This is a genomic window from Streptomyces sp. NPDC058964, assembly GCF_042741275.1.
Classification (GTDB): domain Bacteria; phylum Actinomycetota; class Actinomycetes; order Streptomycetales; family Streptomycetaceae; genus Streptomyces.
In genome coordinates, this window is the sequence record NZ_JBHYKH010000461.1 from 3,062 (window position 1) to 7,287 (window position 4,226).

The following is a 4,226-nucleotide window of genomic DNA, read 5'->3' on the forward strand; positions in this document are numbered from 1 at the left end:
CCGCCCCCCCTCACCCACACCCACCCCTCCGGCGCGACAACCCGGGCGCTGGCCGCGGCCACCGCCCGCTCGTATGGATTCTTACACCGGATGCTCAGTGAGTCGGGAGTCACGCTGCGTGGGCGTGGCGGAGCGACTCGGGGCAAGAAGGCCGCTTCGTCCTGACCTCGGGCGGTCCATCGGCTTCGATGGTGGCCACCCGGTCGGTCGGGTGATCGGCCGGGTGGTTACTGTGCAGTCACTTAGCTGTGCGGTTGTACGTCTCGACGTCGTACGGTGCACAGGATGACCGCACCCATCGGAGGCGCCCCATGGCTTCGCCCGACCAGGACCTCGCACCTGTACTCGACAAGGACGGAGTAAGGCTCACCGTCGACGACGCGCTCGCCACGGTGACGCTGACCAACCCGGCCAAGCGCAACGCCCAGAGCCCAGCGATGTGGCGGGCGTTGGCCGAGGCCGGGCGGGCCCTGCCGGGCTCCGTCAGGGTCGTAGTGCTGCGCGGCGAGGGCAAGTCCTTCTCCGCCGGGCTGGACCGTCAGATGTTCACCCCGGAGGGGATCCCGGGCGAGCCGACCTTCACCGACATCGCGCGCCGCGACGACGCCGGTCTGGACGCGACCATCGCCGAGTACCAGGAGGGTTTCACCTGGTGGCGGCGGAACGACATCGTGTCCATCGCCGCCGTCCAGGGGCATGCCATCGGGGCCGGCTTCCAGCTCGCCCTCGCCTGCGACCTGCGTGTCGTCGCGGACGACGTGCAGTTCGCCATGCGCGAGACGAGCCTCGGAATCGTGCCCGACCTGACGGGTACGCATCCGCTGGTCGGGCTGGTCGGATATGCCCGCGCGCTCGAGATCTGCGCGACCGGGCGGTTCGTGCACGCCGAGGAGGCCGTGAGTTCGGGGCTGGCGAACCTCGCCGTGCCCGTCGAACAGCTCGACGGCGCGGTCCGGGACCTCGCCGCGGCCCTGCTCGCCGCGCCCCGGGACGCCGTCGTCGAGACCAAGGCCCTGCTGCGGGGTGCCGGCGGTCGTACGTACGACGAGCAGCGCGCCGCGGAACGGCAGGCACAGGCCCGTCGGCTGCGGGATCTGGCCGGCGTGGGCGAGTGAGCCACCGGGCTCTCAGCCCACGGTGGTGACCAGCACCGCCACCGTCGGGTGATCGTCCAGCGACTCCCGCACGGCCGCGCGCACCTGCCGGGCCACGTCGAGAGCCCGGTGGTGCCCGTCCACCGCCACCTCCACCCGGACGTGGCGGTGCGACAGCGCGGCGTCTTCCCGCCGTTCCTCGATGTGCACCGCACGGCCCGGTCCGCACAGGGCATCGGCCAGATGGCTCACGCCCGGGACGGCAAGGGCCGCCGCTGCCGCGCGCGCCTCGTCCGGCCGCGTGCTCTCGCGTGGCCGCGCGGGCTGCGCGGGACCGTCCGCCGGTCCCGCCTCCCGCCGTTCTTCCCGCTCCTCCTCGTGTACCTCGTCATGTACCTGCTCGCGGTTCTGCTCCAGCAGATCCGTCACGCGCAGGTCGACCTCCGTCACCGTGAGGCCGAGGCGCTGCGCCGCCGCTTCTGCCAGCGCCAGCCGCAGCCGGGACGCCGTCGCCGGCAGGGGTTCGGCCGCCGTGGCCGCGAAGTCCGCCGTCACCCGGAGGGAGCCCGGGGGCAACGCGCTCGCCGGCGCCGGTACGACCGGCTCCCGCGTGTCCGCCGGATCGGCGAGCGTGATCCGCAGCCGCCCCGGACGCACCCCCGGCACCTCCGCCGCCGCGCGCCGCAGCACCGCGCCGGCCGCAGCCTCCGCGATCCACGCGCCGTCACCTGCTCCGCCGAGCGGAAGCAGCCTGCCGGGCCCCGGCCGGTGCCGTACCGCCTGTGTCCATCGGTCCGCCGTCATTGCTCCAGCCTGCCGCATCCCCGGCGCGCGACCGAGCAACCGCGCTTACCTTGGGTGGAGGGGACGACGACCGAAAGGGACGTACGGCCATGACCGACATGACGGAGCAGAACCGGACGACGACCCCCCAGGGCGACACGCAGCCGCCGGTGCAGACCCGCAAGGCCACCGGACGAGGCGGCGGGGACCCGTCGAGCCGGGGGCGGACGACCATCGCCGACGGCGTCGTGGAGAAGATCGCCGGACTGGCCGCGCGGGACGTGCTCGGAGTCCATGCCATGGGCAGCGGGCTGTCGCGGACCTTCGGGGCCGTACGGGACCGGGTGCCGGGCGGCTCGAAGTCGGTGACCCGCGGAGTGAAGGCCGAGGTCGGCGAGGTGCAGACCGCGCTCGACCTGGAGATCGTCGTGGACTACGGCGTGTCCATCGGCGACGTGGCCCGGGACGTTCGGGAGAACGTGATCACGGCAGTGGAACGGATGACCGGCCTCGAGGTCGTCGAGGTCAACATCGCGGTGAGCGACGTCAAGCTCCCGGAGGAAGAGGACGAGGAGCCGGAGCCCCGGCTCCAGTGACGCCGACGACCGGACAAGCACGGCTGAGGAGCTGAGGAGCGCAGCATGAGCATGGCCGTGGTCGGCATGATCGCGGGAATGGCCCTGGGCTTCGCCGGGTACTTCGGCGGGTTCGGAGCCTTCCTGCTGGTGGCGGCGCTGGGCGTCGTCGGATTCGTGGTCGGACGGTTCCTGGAGGGTGATCTGGAGCTGGGTGACTTCTTCCGCACCCGCGACGACCGGCGCGAACGGCGACGGTGACGTCCGTGGGCAGCGGGACCGGTGAGCAGCGCAGACCCCTGACCGCGGTGGCACCGGGCGAGCGCGGCGCGATCCGGATCGCCGACCGGGTCGTCGCGAAGATCGCGGCGCAGGCGGCACGCGAGGCCGTCGGACCGCGGACGGAGGACGTCGCGGCACCGCAGGCCACCGTCACCGTCCACCACGAGACGGCCCGGGTCCGGGTCCACCTCGAACTCGACTACCCGACCGACATCGGCGCCCGCTGCGCTGCGGTGCGTCGCCATGTCGTGGAGCGGGTAGGCGCGTTGGTGGGAATGGAGGTGCCGGAGGTCGCCGTCCAGGTGGAGCGGCTGCATCTGGCGCACCCGCAGGGCATGGAACAGGGGAGGCCGAGATGAGCGAGCCCCAGAAGTCCGAGAACGGCACCCGGCCACTGCCGGTCCTGGAGAAGGAGCCCGAGGCTCTCCCTCCGGAGGCCGCGGAACAGGCCGGCGAGCCCGGTGGCCGCTTCTGGTCGGCGCGCCGCCTTCCCGCGGGCATCGTCGCCCTGCTGCTCCTGATCTGCGCGGGCGCCTTCCTGTACGACATCGCCGCCGTACGGGCCCACCAGCCCGCCATGCGCTGGCGCCGCGACCTCGCCGGGCAACTCGCCCAGCGGCCCCTCGACGACACCTGGGTGCTGGTCGGCGCCGGAGTCGCGGCGGCGCTGGGCCTGTGGCTGATCGTGCTCGCCGTCACGCCCGGTCTGCGGGACCTGCTGCCGATGCGGCGCCCGCACACGGACGTCCGGGCCGGACTGCAGCGCAAGGCGGCCGCCCAGGTGCTGCGCGACCGGGCCATGGAGATCGCGGGGGTCCGGGCGGTACGGGTGCGGATGCGACGCAGGAGGGCCGACGTGCGCGCGGTCTCGCACTTCCGTGACCTCGACGAGGTGCGCGCGGACCTGGACCTGACGCTGAATGAGGCGATCAGGGGGCTCGGCCTGACCCGGCCTCCCGCGCTGTCGTTGCGGATCGCGCGGCCCGGACGGAAGGGGTGAGGACGGTGCTCAGGGCGGTCAACCGCGTGGTGATCGGAGTCGTCGGACTGGTGCTGGTCGTCCTCGGCGGCTCGGTGCTGACCGTGGGCCTGGGCGTGCGGCCCCCCGGGGGGGGGGGGGCCCGCCGGCGGCCCCCGCGACATGGCGCGCGGGCCCGGGGGGCGCGGGGGGGCCCGGCGCCGCCCCCCCCCCCCCGCTCCCGTAGCCGGGCAGCGCGGCGGCCGTGGCCCGAAGTCGGCTCTCCTCCAGTTCCTCGCGGGCCACCCGCTCCTCGGTGCCCAGGAGGGCGGCGATCCGGGCGGCGACCCCGCGCTTGACCGGGCGGGGCGCCGCGCGCAGCGCCAGGGCCGCCATGACGCCGAGTACGGACAGCGCGTACAGGACCGTGAACAGCGGTTTCGCCGCGCGACCCGCGTAGAGCCCGTGCAGCAGGGCCAGGCACCACGCCGGGTAGGCCAGCATGTGCATGGCCCGCCAGCGCGAGGCCACCTG

The 4,226-nt window shown here is 74.0% G+C and carries 7 protein-coding genes and 1 pseudogene; 6 read left to right on the forward strand and 2 right to left on the reverse strand.

Annotated features, from left to right (window positions below):
• The coding region (locus ACFW2E_RS36965) for a helix-turn-helix domain-containing protein (RefSeq protein ID WP_384473461.1) at nucleotides 1-165 on the forward strand (165 nt) is incomplete at its 5' end.
• A 146-nt stretch (nucleotides 166-311) separates the two neighbouring features.
• Nucleotides 312-1,115, forward strand: a complete 804-nt coding sequence (locus tag ACFW2E_RS36970) for an enoyl-CoA hydratase/isomerase family protein (protein ID WP_384473443.1) — start codon at nucleotides 312-314, stop codon at nucleotides 1,113-1,115.
• 12 nt (nucleotides 1,116-1,127) lie between these two features.
• On the opposite strand, the gene ACFW2E_RS36975 is transcribed toward ACFW2E_RS36970, so the two are convergent.
• Nucleotides 1,128-1,898 carry a nucleopolyhedrovirus P10 family protein gene (locus tag ACFW2E_RS36975; protein ID WP_384473446.1) on the reverse strand — a complete coding sequence of 257 codons (771 nt, stop codon included), beginning with the start codon at nucleotides 1,896-1,898 and terminating at the stop codon, nucleotides 1,128-1,130.
• Nucleotides 1,899-1,987: 89 nt separating this feature from the next.
• Between ACFW2E_RS36975 and ACFW2E_RS36980 the strand changes: the two genes are divergently transcribed.
• From ACFW2E_RS36980 to ACFW2E_RS36995, 4 genes are read left to right on the forward strand one after another with little or no spacing between them, the layout of a single operon-like run.
• Nucleotides 1,988-2,473 carry an Asp23/Gls24 family envelope stress response protein gene (locus ACFW2E_RS36980; RefSeq protein ID WP_384473449.1) on the forward strand — a complete coding sequence of 162 codons (486 nt, stop codon included), beginning with the start codon at nucleotides 1,988-1,990 and terminating at the stop codon, nucleotides 2,471-2,473.
• Between the two features lie 45 nt (nucleotides 2,474-2,518).
• Nucleotides 2,519-2,713, forward strand: a complete 195-nt coding sequence (locus tag ACFW2E_RS36985) for a hypothetical protein (protein ID WP_384473452.1) — start codon at nucleotides 2,519-2,521, stop codon at nucleotides 2,711-2,713.
• Nucleotides 2,710-3,093 carry an Asp23/Gls24 family envelope stress response protein gene (locus ACFW2E_RS36990; protein ID WP_384473454.1) on the forward strand — a complete coding sequence of 128 codons (384 nt, stop codon included), beginning with the start codon at nucleotides 2,710-2,712 and terminating at the stop codon, nucleotides 3,091-3,093. Before ACFW2E_RS36985 ends, ACFW2E_RS36990 begins: the two co-directional genes overlap by 4 nt.
• On the forward strand, nucleotides 3,090-3,734 hold the full coding sequence (locus tag ACFW2E_RS36995; protein WP_384473456.1) for a DUF6286 domain-containing protein: 645 nt from the start codon (nucleotides 3,090-3,092) through the stop codon (nucleotides 3,732-3,734). The genes ACFW2E_RS36990 and ACFW2E_RS36995 overlap by 4 nt, the downstream gene beginning before the upstream one ends.
• Before the next feature lie 18 nt (nucleotides 3,735-3,752).
• On the opposite strand, the pseudogene ACFW2E_RS37000 reads toward ACFW2E_RS36995, so the two are convergent.
• A pseudogene (locus ACFW2E_RS37000) lies at nucleotides 3,753-4,226 on the reverse strand (cytochrome b/b6 domain-containing protein); the annotation flags it as partial.